Consider the following 16,250-nt stretch of genomic DNA (forward strand, 5'->3'; position numbering starts at 1 on the left):
CCGCTCAAACTTTGCTTTCGCCATCGGATTTCTCCGTACCTTCGTTATTCAGTTGATGTGGCGTTGACGGCAATCAGGCGTACTTGGCCTGAACTTCCTGCGCGACAGCCTGCGGAACCTGCTCGTAGTGGTCGAACACCATCGAGTACTGGGCACGTCCCTGCGACATCGAGCGCAGGTTGTTGACGTAACCGAACATGTTGGCCAGCGGCACCATCGCGTTCACCGCGGTGACGACACCGCGATTCTCGGTGCCGGTGATCTGGCCACGACGGGAGTTCAGATCGCCGATGACGTCGCCCATGTAATCTTCCGGCGTCACCACCTCGACCTTCATGATCGGCTCGAGCAGCTTCGGCGCGGCCTTCTGAATGGCCTCGCGGAAACCGGCACGGGCCGCGATCTCGAACGCCAGGACCGAGGAGTCGACGTCGTGGTAGGCACCATCGATGAGGGTGGCCTTGATATCGACCATCGGGAAGCCGGCCAGCGGGCCCGAGGACATGACGCTCTCGATACCCTTGGTGACGCCCGGGATGTACTCCTTCGGGACCGAACCACCCACGATCGTGCTCTGGAACGCGTAGCCGGCACCCGGCTCGTTCGGCTCGATCACCAGCTTGATGCGGGCGAACTGGCCCGTACCGCCGGTCTGCTTCTTATGGGTGTAGTCGACTTCCGCCTGACGGGTGATCGTCTCGCGGTAGGCAACCTGCGGCGCACCGATGTTCGCCTCGACCTTGAACTCGCGCTTCATGCGGTCGACGATGATGTCGAGATGAAGCTCGCCCATGCCGGCGATGATCGTCTGACCGGATTCCTCGTCGGTCTTGACGCGGAAGGACGGATCCTCGGCAGCCAGACGGTTGAGCGCGAGGCCCATCTTTTCCTGGTCGCCCTTGGTCTTCGGCTCGACGGCGATCTCGATGACCGGGTCCGGGAACTCCATGCGCTCCAGGATGACCGGCTTCAGCGGATCGCAAAGCGTATCGCCGGTGGTCGTGTCCTTCAGGCCGGCGATGGCAACGATATCGCCAGCGTAAGCCACTTCGATGTCCTCACGCGAATTCGCGTGCATCTGCATCATGCGGCCGACGCGCTCCTTCTTCTCCTTCACAGTGTTCTGGAGAGACACGCCCTTGTTCAGGACGCCGGAGTAGATGCGGCAGAAGGTCAGCGAACCGACGAACGGGTCGTTGGCGATCTTGAAGGCCAGCATGGAGAGCGGCTCTTCGTCGCCCGACTTGCGGACCGTCTCGGCCTCGGTCTTGGGATCGATACCCTTGATCGCCGGGACCTCGACCGGGCTCGGCAGGTAATCGACGACGCCGTCGAGCAGAGGCTGCACGCCCTTGTTCTTGAACGCCGAACCGCAGAACACCGGAACGAACTCGCTGTTGATGGTGCCCTTGCGGATGAGCGCCTTCAGGCCCTCGACCGTCGGCTCCTCACCCTCGAGATAGGCCTCCATCGCGGCCTCGTCCGCCTCGACGGCGGTCTCGATCATCGCGTCGCGGTATTCCTGGGCCTTGTCGGCCAGGTCAGCCGGGATGTCGACCTCGTCCCAGGCAGCGCCGAGCGACTCGTCGCGCCAGATCAGGGCCTTCATCTTGATCAGGTCGACGACGCCGGCGAACTCGCTCTCCGCACCCACCGGGATCTGCATGACGAGCGGCTTCGCACCGAGGCGCGTCTTGATCATCTCGACGCAGCGGTAGAAGTCCGCACCGAGCTTGTCCATCTTGTTGACGAAGATCATGCGCGGGACATGATACTTGTCGGCCTGACGCCAGACGGTCTCGGTCTGCGGCTCGACACCGGCATTGGCGTCGAGCAGGGCAACCGCACCGTCGAGCACGCGCAGGGACCGCTCCACCTCGATGGTGAAGTCGACGTGACCCGGCGTGTCGATGATGTTCAGGCGCTTGTTGTTCCAGAACGCAGTAGTGGCAGCGGACGTGATCGTGATGCCACGCTCCTGCTCCTGCTCCATCCAGTCCATCGTGGCAGCGCCGTCATGGACTTCGCCGATCTTGTGGCTCTTGCCGGTGTAGAAGAGAATCCGCTCGGTCGTCGTGGTCTTGCCCGCATCGATGTGGGCCATGATACCGAAATTGCGGTAGTCTTCGATCTTGTGAGTGCGCGACATGATGTCAGCCTCTCCGGTCCGAATTACCAGCGATAGTGCGAGAACGCGCGGTTGGCTTCGGCCATCCGGTGCGTGTCTTCGCGCTTCTTGACGGCGGAACCGCGGTTGTTCGCGGCATCCAGCAGCTCGCCGGACAGACGATCGACCATCGTCGTCTCGTTGCGGTTGCGGGCCGCCGTGATCAGCCAGCGGATGGCCAGGGCCTGGCGACGGTCCGCACGGACCTCGACCGGAACCTGATAGGTGGCACCGCCCACGCGGCGGGACCGGACCTCGACCTGCGGCATGACGTTGTCGAGAGCGGCGTGGAACACCTCGATCGGGTTCTGACGAACCTTGCCCTCGATGATGTCGAATGCGCCGTAGACGATCCGCTCGGCGGCCGACTTCTTACCGTCGTACATGATCGAGTTCATGAACTTGGTGACGACGTTGTCCCCGAACTTCGGATCGGGAATGATTTCGCGCTTTTCAGCCTTGTGACGGCGTGACATGGCAGATCCTCAGACCTTGACTTTCCAAAGTGCCAACCCGGGGCTGGCCTTTTTGCGCTTTCAGGAACCGTTTCCGGCCCCAACTCCGTTACGTTCCGCCTCAGGCGCAACGCGAATATCTCACCCGTCCGCTTGAACGAACGGAAAGGCGGGGCGGTCGCAACGCCAGAACCTGCGTTCTGACCCAGCAGATCCCGCAGGACATGCGGAATCGCGCCTGTTCCCGCGGATAACGGGAAAGGCGCCGCCAATCGAGAGGACCACCCGGAAGCGGTCATGCATACGATATTTTTTCGCCTCGTAATCCCAGCAGCGTTTAAGTCAGCCTGTGTCCAACGCTTGGCGCATCGAACGAAAAGCCGCTTACCGCCTGCTTTCGGGATGCGCGGAACCTACAGTTAGGCCGGCCCTGCGTCAAGTGCGGCGGGGAATAAATCGCCCTTGCCGGTTCGGCAGCCGCTACGACGCGATTTCTATCCCGTTTTGCTGCATTCGCGCAACAAATGAAATAGTGTCCCCGTAATCATCGCAATATTGCATCGCGGCTGGATTAACGCCCACGCCGGGCAGCATCCGGGCCGCAGCACGGAGCGGGGCTTGCCCCCTCGCACACCATCCGTATTCACTCTTTCTCAACCTGGATCCGTTGCAGACGGAGAGATTCTCTCTCCGGATTCGCCGGGCCGGGCATCGGCGAGAAGAACGGTTCCCGATTCCCCTTGAAGGGGTCAGGCCCGATAGGCGACGACCGCCACCTCGCCGGCCAGCGCATCCTCGTAGGCCTGCTCGAAGGTCGGATCGTCCGGCTCCTCCAGGATCACGCCGATCTGGTCGAGAGAGGCTTCCGCAAACCCCTGCCCCTTCAACGCCTCGAGCGCCAGGCGCACGGCACTGTCCTCGTCCGCCGCGCGCAGCAGGATGTTCACCGGAATCGCCGCCTCGGGCGTGCCGAGATCCCCTTCCCTAGCGTGGCCGACAATGATGTAGACGGTCGGAGCATCCGCCTGGTCCCGATAGTGCGACGCCATCTCGCCTCTCCCTCACTCTGTTCCGCCGACCGGTGCCGGCATGTGTGTTCTGCCAGTCGCCAAAGGAAAAGGGCCGCACGATGGCGGCCCTTCCCTTCATTGCGTTCCTGAGGACGGGGGTTATTCGCCCGCGCCGGTCAGGTCTTCCAGCATGCCGTCCGCCTGGTCGAGCGTGGACGACGCCTTACGCGCCTCCAGGATCAGATCGTCGCGATGCTGCGCGATCTCGCGGATGCGGGTCATCATACCGCCGGTGCCGGCCGGGATCAGACGGCCGACGATGACGTTCTCCTTCAGACCCTCCAACTCGTCCTGCTTGCCGTTGACCGCCGCCTCGGTAAGGACGCGGGTGGTCTCCTGGAACGAAGCAGCCGAGATGAACGAACGGGTCTGCAGGCTCGCCTTGGTGATGCCGAGCAGAACCGGCACGCCGGAGGCCGGCTTGCGCGCATCGTCGATCGCCCGCTCGTTGATCTCGTCGAGATCGAGGCGGTCGACATGCTCGCCGGACAGCAGTTCCGTATCGCCCGGGTCGTTGATCTCGATCTTCTGCAGCATCTGGCGAACGATCACCTCGATGTGCTTGTCGTTGATCACCACGCCCTGCAGCCGGTAGACCTCCTGGATCTCGTTGACGAGATAGGCGGCCAGCGCCTCCACGCCACGAATGGCCAGGATGTCGTGCGGTGCCGGGTTGCCGTCGAGGATGTACTCGCCCTTCTCGATGGTGTCGCCTTCCTGAAGATGGAAGTGCTTGCCCTTCGGGATGAGGTACTCGACCGGCTCCAGGCTCTCGTCATGCGGCTCGATGATGATGCGCCGCTTGTTCTTGTAGTCGCGCCCGAAGCGGATCGTACCGTCGACTTCCGCGATGATCGCGTGGTCCTTGGGACGACGTGCCTCGAACAGTTCGGCCACACGCGGCAGACCGCCGGTGATGTCCTTGGTACGGGCGCTTTCCAGCGGAATACGTGCAAGCACGTCGCCCGCCTGCACCTCGGCGCCGATCTGCACCGACAGGATCGCATCGACGGACAGCAGGGACCGGGCATCGCCGCCACGCGGCAGCTTCTTGATCGATCCGTTGGAGTCCTTGATGACGATCGCCGGCTTCAGGTCGTTGCCGCGCTGCGACGTCCGCCAGTCCATGACCACGCGCTTGGTGATGCCGGTCGCCTCGTCCGTGGTCTCCTGCACCGACACGCCCTCGACGAGGTCCTCGGAATCCACCACGCCGTCCACCTCGGAGAGGATCGGACGGGTGTAGGGATCCCACTCGGCGATGCGCTGACCGCGCTTGACGGTGTCGCCCTCGTCGACATGGAGCTTCGAGCCGTAGGCGATGCGGTGCACCGCACGCTCGTTGTCGTCCGCGTCGATGATGACGACCGCCATGTTGCGGGCCATTGCGACCAGGTTCCCGTCGGAATCGCGCACCGCATTGCGGTTGCGGATCTTCACCGTGCCCTCGAAGTTGGACTCGATGAAGGACTGGTCCACCACCTGCGCCGTACCGCCGATGTGGAAGGTACGCATGGTCAGCTGGGTACCCGGCTCGCCGATCGACTGCGCCGCGATGACGCCGACCGCCTCGCCCATGTTCACCGGCGTGCCGCGAGCCAGGTCGCGACCGTAGCAGGTCGCGCAGACGCCGCGCTTGGTCTCGCAGGTCAGCACCGAGCGGATCTTGATCATCTGGACGTTCGCGGCCTCGATGGCCTCGACGTCCTTCTCCTCGATCAAGGTGCCGCGCGGGACGATGACCTCGCCGGTCGCATGGTTCAGCACGTCCTCGGCCGCGGTACGGCCCAGCACGCGATGACCCAGCGAGGCGATGACCTGGCCGGCATCGACGATCGCCTGGATGGTGATGCCGTTCTCCGAACCGCAATCCGTCTCCAGGATGATCGAGTCCTGCGCCACGTCGACGAGACGACGGGTCAGGTAACCCGAGTTCGCCGTCTTCAGCGCGGTGTCGGCCAGACCCTTACGGGCACCGTGCGTGGAGTTGAAGTACTCCAGCACCGACAGGCCTTCCTTGAAGTTCGAGATGATCGGCGTCTCGATGATCTCGCCCGACGGCTTGGCCATGAGGCCGCGCATGCCGGCAAGCTGCTTCATCTGCGCGGGGCTGCCACGGGCGCCGGAGTGAGACATCATGTAGATCGAGTTGATCTGCTTCTGACGCCCGGTCTCCTCGTCGCGCTGGACCGCCTGAATGCGCTTCATCATCTCGTCGGCGACGCGGTCGGTGCACTTGGCCCAGGCGTCGACGACCTTGTTGTACTTCTCGCCCTGGGTGATCAGGCCGTCGTTGTACTGCTGCTCGTATTCCTTCACGAGAGCCGCGGTCTCGTCGACCAGGCCGGCCTTCGTCTCCGGAATCACCATGTCGTCCTTGCCGAACGAGATGCCGGCACGGCAGGCATGGCTGAAGCCCAGACCCATAATGCGGTCGCAGAAGATCACGGTCTCCTTCTGGCCGCAGGCACGGTACACCGCGTCGATCATGCGGCTGATGTCCTTCTTGGTCATCAGCTTGTTGCAGACGTCGTACGGCACTTCGTGATGCAGCGGCAGGAGCTCGCCGATCAGCATGCGGCCCGGCGTGGTCTCCACGATCCGGCTGGACGTGTTGCCCTCGGCGTCGACGGAGCGGACACGGCCGCGGATCTTGGCGTGCAGGGTCACGGCCTTCGTCTCGAGCGCGTGATGCAGCTCGCCGATATTGCCGAACACCATGCCCTCGCCCGGCTCCCCGTCGGCAATCAGCGACAGGTAGTAGAGACCGAGGACGATATCCTGCGACGGCACGATGATCGGCGAACCGTTGGCCGGATGCAGGATGTTGTTGGTCGACATCATCAGCGTGCGCGCTTCCAGCTGGGCTTCCAGCGAGAGCGGCACGTGCACGGCCATCTGGTCGCCGTCGAAGTCGGCGTTGAACGCCGCGCAGACGAGCGGGTGCAGCTGGATCGCCTTGCCTTCGATCAGCGTCGGCTCGAACGCCTGGATGCCGAGACGGTGCAGGGTCGGTGCGCGGTTCAGCAGCACCGGATGTTCGCGGATGACCTCGTCGAGGATATCCCAGACTTCCGGACGCTCCTTCTCCACCAGCTTCTTCGCCTGCTTCACCGTGGAGGAGAAGCCCTTGGCGTCGAGGCGGGAGTAGATGAACGGCTTGAACAGCTCCAGCGCCATCTTCTTCGGCAGGCCGCACTGGTGCAGCTTCAGCTCCGGACCCACGGTGATCACCGAACGGCCGGAATAGTCGACACGCTTGCCGAGCAGGTTCTGACGGAAGCGGCCCTGCTTGCCCTTCAGCATGTCGGACAGCGACTTCAGCGGACGCTTGTTGGCGCCCGTGATGACGCGGCCGCGACGGCCGTTGTCGAACAGCGCATCAACCGATTCCTGAAGCATGCGCTTCTCGTTGCGGATGATGATGTCGGGCGCACGCAGCTCCATCAGGCGCCGCAGACGGTTGTTGCGGTTGATGACGCGACGGTACAGGTCGTTGAGGTCGGAGGTCGCGAAGCGGCCGCCGTCCAGCGGAACCAGCGGACGCAGGTCCGGCGGAATGACCGGAACCACGGTGAGGATCATCCATTCCGGGCGATTGCCGGACTCGATGAAGGCCTCGACCACCTTGAGACGCTTGGCCAGCTTCTTCGGCTTCAGCTCGGTCGTCGCCTCGGCGATCTCCTTGCGGATCTGGTCGCGCTCCTTCTCCAGGTCGAGCGACATCAGCATCTCGCGGATGGCTTCCGCGCCGATCATCGCCGTGAAGGCGTCCTCGCCGTACTCGTCCTGGGCGCGCAGGAAGTCCTCTTCCGACAGAAGCTGGTTCTGCTTCAGCGGCGTCAGGCCCGGCTCCAGCACCACGTAGTACTCGAAGTACAGGACGCGCTCGAGATCCTTCAGCGTCATGTCCAGCAGAAGGCCGATGCGGGAGGGCAGCGACTTCAGGAACCAGATATGCGCAACCGGAGCGGCGAGCTCGATATGACCCATGCGCTCGCGGCGAACGCGAGACAGCGTCACCTCGACGTTGCACTTCTCGCAGATGACGCCCTTGTACTTCATCCGCTTGTACTTGCCGCAAAGGCACTCGTAATCCTTGATCGGACCGAACACGCGCGCACAGAACAGGCCATCCCGTTCCGGCTTGAACGTACGGTAGTTGATCGTCTCCGGCTTTTTGATTTCGCCGTAGGACCACGACATGATCTTCTCGGGGCTAGCGATCGAGATCTTGATGTGGTCGAAGGTCTGGGCGGGAGCCTGCTGGTTGAACAGGTTCATGACCTCATGATTCATGGGCTCTCTCCTCGAATGCGCGGAAGGGAAGCAGGGTCCATACCCTGCCTCCCGCTCCGGCAATGCGGCATCGTGTGTGTGCGGTGGTCGGCATCAAGCGGGGGATCACTCCGCCGCGTCGACCGCCGGAACGCCCGGATCGGTGGGCAACTGTACCTTGTCGTCCTTCAGCTCGACATTCAGTCCGAGCGAGCGCATTTCCTTCACGAGAACGTTGAAGCTCTCCGGAATGCCCGCCTCGAACGTGTCGTCGCCGCGCACGATCGCCTCGTAGACCTTGGTGCGGCCGGCCACGTCGTCCGACTTGACCGTCAGCATCTCCTGGAGGGTGTAGGCGGCACCGTAAGCTTCCAGTGCCCACACCTCCATCTCGCCGAAGCGCTGGCCGCCGAACTGCGCCTTGCCACCCAGCGGCTGCTGGGTCACGAGCGAGTACGGGCCGATCGAACGGGCGTGGATCTTGTCGTCGACCAGGTGGTGGAGCTTCAGCATGTAGATGTAGCCCACGGTCACCTGACGGTCGAACTCCTCGCCGGTACGACCGTCATAGAGGGTCGACTGGCCGGATCCGTTGTAGCCCGCCTGCTCCAGCATGCTGACGATGTCCGGCTCGCGGGCACCATCGAACACCGGGGTTGCGATCGGAACGCCGGTCTTCAGCTGCTCGGCCAGACGGATGACGGACTCGTCATCGTAGTCCTTGACCGGCTCGCCCTTGAGGTTGTCGCCGAACACTTCGACGATCTCGCCCTTGAGCGCCTCGATCTTGCCCGACCGCTTGTACTCCTCGTACAGCTCGCCGATCTTCCGGCCCATGCCTGCGCAGGCCCAGCCCAGATGCGTCTCGAGGATCTGTCCGACGTTCATGCGGCTCGGCACGCCGAGCGGGTTCAGCACGATATCGACATGGTCGCCGTTCGCCAGGAACGGCATGTCCTCGATCGGGTTGATCTTGGACACCACGCCCTTGTTGCCGTGACGGCCGGCCATCTTGTCGCCCGGCTGGATCTTGCGCTTCACAGCGACGAAGACCTTCACCATCTTCATGACGCCCGGCGGCAGTTCGTCACCGCGCTGCAGCTTCTCCACCTTGTCGATGAAGCGCTGCTCGAGGCGCTTGCGGCTCTCGTCGTACTGACCGCGAAGTGCCTCCACCTCGCTCATCAGCTTCTCGTCCTCGACGGCGATCTGCCACCACTGAGAGCGCGGGAACTCGTTGAGGACGTCGCCGGTGACTTCGACGTTCTTCTTGAAGTGCTTCGGGCCGGCGACGGCGGTCTTGCCCAGCAACATCTCGGCCAGACGGCCATAGACGTTGCGGTCCAGGATCGCCTGTTCGTCGTCGCGGTCCTTGGCCAGACGCTCGATCTCCTCGCGCTCGATCGCCATCGCGCGCTCGTCCTTCTCCACGCCATGGCGGTTGAAGACGCGCACCTCGACGACGGTGCCGGTCACGCCCGGCGGCAGGCGCAGCGACGTGTCGCGCACGTCGGAGGCCTTCTCGCCGAAGATGGCGCGCAGAAGCTTCTCTTCCGGCGTCATCGGGCTCTCGCCCTTCGGCGTGATCTTGCCGACCAGGATGTCGCCCGGCTTCAGCTCGGCGCCGATATAGACGATGCCGGCCTCGTCGAGATTCTTCAGCGCCTCTTCCGAGACGTTGGGAATGTCGCGGGTGATTTCCTCCGGCCCGAGCTTCGTGTCGCGCGCCATCACCTCGAATTCCTCGATGTGAATGGAGGTGAACACGTCGTCGCGCACGATCCGCTCGGACAGCAGGATCGAGTCCTCGAAGTTGTAGCCGTTCCACGGCATGAACGCGACGCGCACGTTCCGGCCGAGGGCCAGGTCGCCCAGATCCGTCGACGGACCGTCGGCGATGATGTCGCCCTTGCCGATCACATCGCCCACACGCACCAGCGGACGCTGATTGATGCAGGTGTTCTGGTTGGACCGCTGGAACTTCATCAGCTGGTAGATGTCGACGCCGGACTTCGACGGATCGAGGTCCTCGGTCGCCCGGATGACGATACGCGTGGCGTCCACCTGGTCGACGACGCCCGAACGGCGCGCGGCAATCGCCGCACCCGAGTCGCGGGCGACCACCGGCTCCATGCCGGTGCCGACGAACGGAGCCTCGGCACGCACCAGCGGCACGGCCTGACGCATCATGTTCGAGCCCATCAGCGCGCGGTTTGCGTCGTCATTCTCCAGGAAGGGAATGAGCGAGGCGGCAACCGACACCAGCTGCTTCGGCGACACGTCCATGAACTCGACGCGCTCCGGCGGCAGCAGCATGTTCTCGCCTGCATGGCGGCAGGTGATCAGGTCGGAGACGAAACGGCCGTTCTCGTCGATCTCGGCGTTGGCCTGGGCGATGTGGTACTTCGCCTCTTCCATGGCCGAGAGGTAGACGGTCTCCGCCGTGACCTGGCCGTCCTTCACCTTGCGGTACGGGCTCTCGATGAAGCCGTACTTGTTGATGCGAGCGAAGGTCGCAAGCGAGTTGATCAGGCCGATGTTCGGGCCTTCCGGCGTCTCGATCGGGCAGATGCGGCCGTAATGCGTCGGGTGCACGTCGCGCACCTCGAAGCCGGCGCGCTCGCGCGTCAGGCCGCCCGGGCCAAGCGCCGAGAGGCGACGCTTGTGCGTGACCTCGGACAGCGGGTTGGTCTGGTCCATGAACTGCGACAGCTGCGAGGAACCGAAGAACTCGCGCACCGCGGCAGCCGCCGGCTTGGCATTGATCAGGTCCTGCGGCATGACCGTGTCGATCTCGACCGACGACATGCGCTCCTTGATGGCACGTTCCATGCGCAGCAAGCCGACGCGGTACTGGTTCTCCATCAGTTCGCCGACCGAACGCACGCGGCGGTTGCCGAGATTGTCGATGTCGTCGATCTCGCCGCGGCCGTCGCGCAGTTCCAGCAGCTCGCGGATCACCGCGAGGATGTCTTCCTTGCGCAGCGTGCGGACGGTGTCCTCGCACTGCAGGTCGAGACGCATGTTCATCTTCACGCGGCCGACGGCCGACAGGTCGTAGCGCTCCGCATCGAAGAACAGCGAGGCGAACATGGCCTCGGCAGTGTCGACGGTGGGCGGCTCGCCCGGGCGCATGACGCGATAGATGTCGAACAGCGCATCCTCGCGCGTCTCGTTCTTGTCGACCGAGAGCGTGTTGCGGATATAGGCGCCGGTCGTCACATGGTCGATATCGAGCACCGCGATCTCGTCGTAGCCGCGATCGACCAGCTCGCCGAGGATCTTCTCGTTGAGCTCGTCGCCGGCCTCGGCGTAAATCTCGCCCGTCGACGGGTCGACCATATCCTCGGCCAGGTACTGGCCGTACAGGTCCTCGTCCTGGACCTTCAGGGCGGTGACGCCCTTGTCGGCCAGCTGGCGAACGGTGCGCGCGGTGATCTTGCGCCCGGCCTCGACCACGATCTCGCCGCTGTCGGCGTCGATCAGGTTGAAGGAGGCCTTGGTGCCCTTCAGGCGGTCGCCGTCGAACGCAACGCGCCAGGAGCCCGGCTCGTCGCGGGTGTATTCGATCCGCTTGTAGAACGTGTTGAGGATCTGCTCGCCGTCGAGGCCGAGGGCCTTCAGCAGCGAGGTGACCGGGATCTTGCGGCGACGGTCGATGCGCGCATGGACGATGTCCTTCGCGTCGAACTCGATGTCGAGCCACGACCCGCGATAAGGGATGATGCGCGCAGCGAACAGCAGCTTGCCCGACGAGTGGGTCTTGCCCTTGTCGTGGTCGAAGAACACGCCGGGGCTGCGGTGCATCTGCGAAACGATGACGCGCTCGGTGCCGTTCACCACGAAGGTGCCGTTGTCCGTCATGAAGGGCATGTCGCCCATGTAGACGTCCTGCTCCTTGATGTCCTTGACGGACTTCGCGCCGGTGTCCTCGTCGACATCGAACACGATCAGGCGCAGGGTCACCTTCAGCGGGGCGGCGAAGGTCATGCCGCGCTGGCGGCACTCCTCGACGTCATACTTCGGCGCCTCGAACTCGTAGGACACGAATTCCAGCAGCGCGGTGCCCGCGAAATCGGAGATCGGGAAGACGGAGCGGAAGACCGCCTCCAGCCCTTCGTCGCCCCGCCCGGCATCGGGCTTGTCGACCTGAAGGAACTGGTCGTAGGACGCCTTCTGGACCTCGATGAGATTGGGCATCGCGGCGACTTCGCGGATCGATCCGTAGATCTTACGGACCCGCTTGCGACCGTTGAACGTGTGCGCCATTGTCGCTCCTCGTTTCGATCTGGTACGGCTCTCCGAAAAGCCGGTTCCGGCTCAACCGTCAGCGTGGCCCCCACGCATACGGCCCTTCGGACAGCCGCCCCTTCTTAGGGACTGATACCCCGGTCAGGATTTCCCGCCGGGGTTCGACAGACTTGAACTCCCGGCGCGAAATCGCGCCGGGAGTGTCCAGGCAAAAGCCTGATTACTTCAGCTCGACCTTGGCGCCGGCCTCTTCGAGCTTCTTCTTCAGCTCTTCGGCCTCGGCCTTGGCAACGGCTTCCTTGACGGTCTTCGGAGCGCCCTCGACCAGGTCCTTGGCCTCCTTCAGGCCCAGACCGGTGATCGCGCGCACTTCCTTGATGACGTTGATCTTCTTGTCACCGGCATCGGCCAGGACGACGTCGAACTCCGTCTTCTCTTCCTCGGCCGGAGCGGCAGCAGCGCCACCGGCAGCAGCAGCGACGGCGACCGGAGCAGCGGCGGACACGCCCCACTTCTCCTCGAGCATCTTCGAAAGCTCCGCGGCCTCCATGACGGTGAGCGCGGACAGTTCCTCAACGATCTTTTCGAGATCAGCCATTTTCGTAAGTCCCTATGGTTCGAACCGTGATCGGTCTCGACAGTGTGTTTGTGGTCCGCCTTATGCGGCTTCGTCCTTCTTGGCATACGCGCCGAAGACGCGGGCAAGCTGCCCGGCCGGAGCGTTGACAACCTGGGCGACACGGGAAGCGGGGGTCTGGATCATGCCCACCAGCTTCGCGCGCAGCTCGTCGAGCGACGGCATCTCGGCAAGCGCCTTGACCCCGTCCGCATTCAGGTTCGTCGTGCCGAGCGCGCCACCCAGAACAACCAGGTTGTTCGAGGTCTTGGCGAAAGCCACCGTGGCCTTGGCGGCGGCGACCGGATCGTCCGAATAGGCGACGACGGTCGGGCCGGTAAACAGGCCAGAGATGTGCTCGAGCTCGGTGCCTTGAAGGGCAAGCTTCACAAGACGGTTCTTGGCGACCTTGACCGAGCCTCCGGCGGCACGGACCTGCGACCGGAAGGTCGTCATTTCCGCAACCGAAAGGCCGGCGTAGTGCGCAACGACGACAACGCCGGTGTTCTTCAACACCTCGTTGAACGACGCGACGAACTCTCGCTTCTCCGCTCTTTCCACTTGCCTACTCCATTTGGCGGCTTGCGCCGCCGGTTTGTCTCTGCCGCCCTCCGGCGGTGCCTTGCGGAACCACCGGTGGACAACACCGAGGATCCTGCCCCCTCGCGAGCCATGACGGCGCGGCAAGGACAAACGGTTCGAACCGGTGCGGCCTGAGCCGCGAATTCGGTTCGCACCCGTCTATGCAGGCCCGTTGGGCTTAGACGACCCTGGCCAGAGCCAGACCCGCACCTGCAGTCTCGGACAGGACACCTGCCGTTCCCGGCAGATGATCCGCCCGGCGTTTCCGCCGGACGGAATTCGTGTTCGGCGGCGCGACGAGCGCCCCGCCTGCCTGAATGATCAGGCCGTAACCGTCGACGGGTCGACCTTCAAGCCCGGACCCATGGTCGAGCTGACGGCAACGCGCTTCAGATAGGTACCCTTGGCGCCCGTCGGCTTGGCCTTGACCACGGCATCGACGATCGCCTTGATGTTCTCGCTCAGCTTGTCGGCCTCGAACGAGGTCTTGCCGACGCCGGCGTGAATGATGCCCGCCTTCTCGACGCGGAACTGCACGGCGCCGCCCTTGGCATCGCGCACTGCAGAGGCCACGTCCGGGGTCACGGTGCCGACCTTCGGGTTCGGCATCAGGCCGCGCGGGCCGAGAACCTTGCCGAGACGGCCGACGAGCGGCATCATGTCCGGCGTGGCGATGCAGCGATCGAAATCGATCTTGCCGCCCTGGACCTCGTTGACCAGTTCCTCGGCGCCGACGATGTCGGCACCGGCAGCCTTGGCCTCATCGGCCTTGTCGCCGCGGGCGAACACCGCGACGCGGACCGACTTGCCCGTGCCGTTCGGCAGCACGCAGACACCGCGGACCATCTGGTCGGCGTGACGCGGATCGACACCGAGATTGATGGCGATCTCGACGGACTCGTCGAACTTGGCGGTTGCCCGCTCCTTGACCAGCGTCAGCGCCTCGTCGAGGGCGTAGAGCTTGTTGCGGTCGATGCCCTCGCGGGCAGACTTGATGCGCTTTCCAACCTTCGCCATCGTCTTACTCCGTGACCTCGAGACCCATGGACCGCGCCGAGCCCTCGACCATCAGCATGGCCGCATCGACGTCGTTCGCGTTCAGATCCTTCATCTTCGCTTCCGCGATCTCGCGGACCTGGTCACGGGTGACCTTGCCGACGAAGCCGCCCTTGCCCGGGGTCTTCGAACCCGACTTCAGGCCAGAGGCCTTCTTCAGGAAGAAGCTGACCGGAGCCGTCTTCACCATGAAGGTGAACGAGCGGTCGGAGTAATAGGTGATCACGGTCGGGCACGGGGTGCCCTTCTCGATATCCTGGGTCTGCGCGTTGAACGCCTTGCAGAACTCCATGATGTTGAGGCCGCGCTGACCAAGCGCCGGACCGATCGGCGGCGACGGGGTCGCGGAGCCGGCCGGCACCTGCAGCTTGATGTAACCTTCGATTTTCTTCGCCATTCGTATCTCCAACTGGCGCTGCCGGACAACCGGCGTCTTCAGATCAGGTGGTGCAGCCGCAACGCGTCCGGCGAATGGAGCGCGTCAGACCTCCCACCAGGGAGCGGGGAACGTCCCCGTCAACCCGCCTTGCGGCGGAAACCGGCGACGGATCGCCGGCAACTGCCCCGCCCGCCGAGTGGTAAACGGCGAACGCGGCAAACGGCCCGGAATGCCGAAAGGCACGTCCCGGACCGTAAAAAATCAGAGTTTCTCGACCTGACCGTATTCCAGCTCGACCGGGGTCGCGCGACCGAAAATCGACACCGCGACCTTGAGGCGGGCCCGCTCGTCGTCCACTTCCTCGACAAGGCCGGAGAAAGAAGCGAACGGACCATCCGAGACGCGAACCTGCTCGCCGATCTCGAAGCTGATGGACGGCTTCGGGCGCTCCACACCCTCCTGCACCTGGTGCAGGATGCGCATCGCCTCGGAATCCGAAATCGGAATCGGCTTCTGATCGGCGCCCAGGAACCCGGTGACCTTCGGCGTGTTCTTGATCAGGTGGAACGCCTCGTTGGTCATTTCCATCTTGACCAGGACGTAGCCCGGGAAGAACTTGCGCTCGGCGTCGACCTTGCGGCCACGCCGCACTTCCACGACCTTTTCCGTCGGAACGAGAATCTCTTCGAAAAGATCCTCAAGCCCCTGCTGCTGCGCTTTTTCCCGAATCGCGTCCGCCACCTTCTTCTCGAAATTCGAGTAGGCGTGGACGATATACCAACGCTTGGCCATAATCCCTCAAGCCGATTGTGTACCGGACTCCGCTCAGTTGCCGAGACCCAGGAGCAAGCCGATACCCTGACCCATCAGCCAGTCGGCGAGCAAAAAGAAGATGGCGGCGAGGAACACCATGATGAACACCATGACGGTGGTCACAGCGGTTTCCCTGCGCGTAGGCCACGTCACCTTCGACGTTTCCTTGCGAACTTCGTCGATGAACGTGAAAGGATTCGATTTCGCCATTCAACTGCCGGTCTTTTCACGACACACAGGCGCGCGGAATCATCCACGCGCCTTGGTCGAAAGCTCTAATTAAGGCCTAATGGCCCGTCGATCAAGAGCAAAGGTGGCAGGGGCGGAGGGACTCGAACCCCCGGCCCTCGGTTTTGGAGACCGATGCTCTACCAACTGAGCTACACCCCTAGACCTTTCGCGACCTGACTTAGATAACTTTCCCCGCCGCTTCAAGCGTGAAATGCACCTTCCGGCAAATTATTCACATCCTTGCAGTTTTTCGCCCGTCCGATCGGGCTCGCCGGGAGTACGAAACCAAAAAGGCGCCGCCCGGAGGCGACGCCCTTGAACCCAAGGCGGAACGGATCACCCGTTCCGCCAT

At 63.6% G+C, this 16,250-nt stretch carries 11 protein-coding genes and 1 tRNA gene; all 12 read right to left on the reverse strand.

From position 1 onward, the window contains the following. Positions 1-73: 73 nt before the first annotated feature. The 12 genes from fusA to MNI96_RS21645 all read right to left on the reverse strand — a co-directional run bounded on the left by fusA (position 74) and on the right by MNI96_RS21645 (position 16,057). The gene (gene fusA / locus MNI96_RS21590) at positions 74-2,149 is read right to left on the reverse strand and encodes an elongation factor G (RefSeq protein WP_249696602.1); all 2,076 of its coding nucleotides are present in this window, start codon (positions 2,147-2,149) and stop codon (positions 74-76) included. A gap of 23 nt (positions 2,150-2,172) precedes the next feature. Then, positions 2,173-2,643, reverse strand: a complete 471-nt coding sequence (gene rpsG, locus MNI96_RS21595; protein WP_249696604.1) for a 30S ribosomal protein S7 — start codon at positions 2,641-2,643, stop codon at positions 2,173-2,175. 728 nt (positions 2,644-3,371) lie between these two features. Further along, entirely contained in the window at positions 3,372-3,671 is a 300-nt protein-coding gene (locus MNI96_RS21600) for a regulator (protein ID WP_249696606.1), read from the reverse strand. A gap of 120 nt (positions 3,672-3,791) precedes the next feature. After that, on the reverse strand, positions 3,792-7,991 hold the full coding sequence (gene rpoC / locus MNI96_RS21605; RefSeq protein ID WP_249696608.1) for a DNA-directed RNA polymerase subunit beta': 4,200 nt from the start codon (positions 7,989-7,991) through the stop codon (positions 3,792-3,794). Positions 7,992-8,096: 105 nt separating this feature from the next. Then, complete coding sequence (gene rpoB, locus MNI96_RS21610) at positions 8,097-12,239, reverse strand: DNA-directed RNA polymerase subunit beta (RefSeq protein WP_249696609.1); 4,143 nt, start codon at positions 12,237-12,239, stop codon at positions 8,097-8,099. 202 nt (positions 12,240-12,441) lie between these two features. After that, positions 12,442-12,819 carry a 50S ribosomal protein L7/L12 gene (rplL, locus tag MNI96_RS21615; protein ID WP_067216539.1) on the reverse strand — a complete coding sequence of 126 codons (378 nt, stop codon included), beginning with the start codon at positions 12,817-12,819 and terminating at the stop codon, positions 12,442-12,444. A 60-nt stretch (positions 12,820-12,879) separates the two neighbouring features. After that, positions 12,880-13,398, reverse strand: a complete 519-nt coding sequence (gene rplJ, locus MNI96_RS21620) for a 50S ribosomal protein L10 (protein ID WP_249696611.1) — start codon at positions 13,396-13,398, stop codon at positions 12,880-12,882. Positions 13,399-13,740: 342 nt separating this feature from the next. Next, the gene (rplA, locus tag MNI96_RS21625) at positions 13,741-14,436 is read right to left on the reverse strand and encodes a 50S ribosomal protein L1 (RefSeq protein ID WP_249696613.1); all 696 of its coding nucleotides are present in this window, start codon (positions 14,434-14,436) and stop codon (positions 13,741-13,743) included. A 4-nt stretch (positions 14,437-14,440) separates the two neighbouring features. Beyond that, positions 14,441-14,872, reverse strand: a complete 432-nt coding sequence (rplK, locus tag MNI96_RS21630; RefSeq protein WP_249696615.1) for a 50S ribosomal protein L11 — start codon at positions 14,870-14,872, stop codon at positions 14,441-14,443. A 243-nt stretch (positions 14,873-15,115) separates the two neighbouring features. Then, entirely contained in the window at positions 15,116-15,646 is a 531-nt protein-coding gene (nusG, locus tag MNI96_RS21635) for a transcription termination/antitermination protein NusG (protein ID WP_067216548.1), read from the reverse strand. Between the two features lie 33 nt (positions 15,647-15,679). After that, the gene (gene secE / locus MNI96_RS21640; protein WP_067216551.1) at positions 15,680-15,877 is read right to left on the reverse strand and encodes a preprotein translocase subunit SecE; all 198 of its coding nucleotides are present in this window, start codon (positions 15,875-15,877) and stop codon (positions 15,680-15,682) included. A gap of 104 nt (positions 15,878-15,981) precedes the next feature. Further along, positions 15,982-16,057: transfer RNA gene (locus MNI96_RS21645), tRNA-Trp, on the reverse strand. Positions 16,058-16,250 lie beyond the last annotated feature (193 nt).

It is taken from the genome of Stappia sp. WLB 29 (assembly GCF_023507705.1).
Lineage (GTDB): Bacteria > Pseudomonadota > Alphaproteobacteria > Rhizobiales > Stappiaceae > Stappia.